The following is a 2,269-nucleotide window of genomic DNA, read 5'->3' on the forward strand; positions in this document are numbered from 1 at the left end:
CGTCGCCCGGCACCTGGTGGCCCGGCACGGCGTCCGGCACCTGCTGCTGCTCAGCCGGCGCGGCCCCGACGCGCCGGGCGCGCAGGAACTGCGCGCCGAGCTGACCGGCGCGGGCGCCGAAGTCACCGTCGCCGCCTGCGACGTCAGCGACCGCGACGACCTGGCCGCCCTGCTCGCCACCATCCCCGCCGAGCACCCCCTCACCGCCGTCATCCACACCGCCGGGGTCCTCGACGACGCCGCCCTCACCAACCTCACCCCCGACCGCCTCGACACCGTCCTGCGTCCCAAGGCGGAGGCGGCCTGGCACCTGCACGAACTCACCCGCGACCTACCGCTGACCGCGTTCGTGCTGTTCTCCTCCGCCGCCGGAACCCTGGGCACCCCAGGACAAGCCAACTACGCCGCCGCCAACGCCTACCTCGACGCCCTCGCCCACCACCGCCACACCCACGCCCTCCCCGCCACCAGCCTCGCCTGGGGACTGTGGACCGACACCAGCGAGATGACCGGAAACCTGAACGCCTCCGACGTCGGCCGTCTGGGCCGGACCGGCCTGGCCCCGATGTCGGTGGCCGAGGGGCTGGCGTTGTTCGACGCCGCGCTGGCGGCCGGCGGGCACTCCCATCTGGTGCTCGCGCCGCTGGACCGGGCGGCGCTGCGTCGTCAGGCCGCGAACGGCGGGGTCCCGGCGCTGTTCCGCGATCTCGCGCCCCGGCCGTCCGGGCGGGCCCCCGAGGACGGCGGGAACGGCTGGGCCCGGCGGTTCGCCGAGGCGGCGGAGGACGAGCGCGGCGAGCTCCTGCTCGACCTGGTGCGTTCGCATGTGGCGACGGCGCTCGGACACGCGTCGGCTGAGCGGATCGATCCGGACCGCGCGCTGAAGGAGCTGGGCTTCGACTCGCTGATCGCGGTCGACTTCCGGAACCGCCTGGGCGCGGCGACCGGGCTGCGGCTGCCCGCGACGCTGGCGTTCAACCACCCGACCCCGGCGGCCGTCGCCGAGTACCTCGGGAGCCGTCTGGCGGCCGGGGATCCGGAGGGCGGGCGGGACTCGGTCCTCGCCGAGCTCGACCGGATCGAGGAGGCGCTGCGGAAGGCGTCCGACGACTCCCGGCAGGAGATCACCGAACGGCTCCGGCTGTTGCTCACCCGGCATACCGAGGAGGGTCCGGGCTCCGGCGACATCGCGGCGGCCACCGACGACGAGATGTTCAACCTGATCGACAACGAACTCGGCATCGCCTGAGATGGAGAGGCTCTGAATGTCAACGGAGATCGAGGACAAGCTCCGGACCTATCTCAAGCGCGTGACGGCCGACCTCCAGCAGACGCGGGAACGGCTGCGGGAGTTCGAGTCCCGGGAAAACGAGCCGATCGCGATCGTGGGCATGGCCTGCCGTTACCCCGGCGGGGTGCGGTCTCCCGAGGATCTGTGGCGGCTGGTCGCCCAAGGCGTTGATGCCATCGGGGAGTTCCCCACCGACCGGGGCTGGGACCTGGAGTCCCTCTACGATCCCGACCCCGACCACCCCGGTACCAGCTACACCCGTCACGGTGGCTTCCTGTACGACGCCGCCGACTTCGACCCCGAGTTCTTCGGCATCAGCCCCCGCGAAGCCCTGGCCACCGACCCCCAACAACGCCTCCTCCTGGAAACCAGCTGGGAGACGTTCGAGAACGCCGGAATCAACCCCCGCACACTGCGCGGCAGCCGCACCGGCGTCTTCACCGGCGTCATGTACGACGACTACGGTTCGCGGCTCATGCAGGACTCCCCCGCCGAGTTCGAGGGGTACATCGGCACCGGCAGCGCGGGCAGCGTCGCGTCGGGCCGCCTGGCCTACACGTTCGGGCTCGAAGGCCCGGCCATCTCGGTGGACACCGCCTGCTCGTCCTCGCTGGTCGCCCTGCACCTGGCCGTCCGGGCGCTCCGCAACGGCGACTGCGACCTGGCACTGGCGGGCGGCGTCACCGTGATGGCCACACCGGAGGCGTTCATCGAGTTCAGCCGGCAGCGGGGGCTCGCCGCCGACGGCCGCTGCAAGTCGTTCTCCGCCGCCGCCGACGGCGCGGCCTGGAGCGAGGGCGTCGGACTCCTGCTGGTCGAACGACTCTCCGACGCCCAGCGCAACGGCCACCGCGTGCTCGCCGTCGTCCGAGGCTCGGCCGTCAACCAGGACGGCGCGTCCAACGGGCTCACCGCGCCCAACGGCCCGGCCCAGATCCAGTTGATCGAGCAGGTGTTGTCCGACGCGCGGCTCTCGGC

2 protein-coding genes are annotated in these 2,269 nt (G+C 72.7%); both read left to right on the plus strand.

The window, feature by feature from the left end; translation table 11 throughout:
- Window positions 1-1,249, plus strand: a 1,249-nt coding sequence (locus AKI01S_RS48510) for a type I polyketide synthase (RefSeq protein ID WP_157420772.1), incomplete at its 5' end; no start/stop codon positions are given.
- A gap of 16 nt (window positions 1,250-1,265) precedes the next feature.
- A partial coding sequence (locus AKI01S_RS48515) for a beta-ketoacyl synthase N-terminal-like domain-containing protein (protein WP_174567494.1) occupies window positions 1,266-2,269 on the plus strand: 1,004 nt, incomplete at its 3' end.

Origin of the sequence: Actinomadura kijaniata NBRC 14229, from assembly GCF_001552175.1 — a bacterium.
Lineage (GTDB): Bacteria > Actinomycetota > Actinomycetes > Streptosporangiales > Streptosporangiaceae > Spirillospora > Spirillospora kijaniata.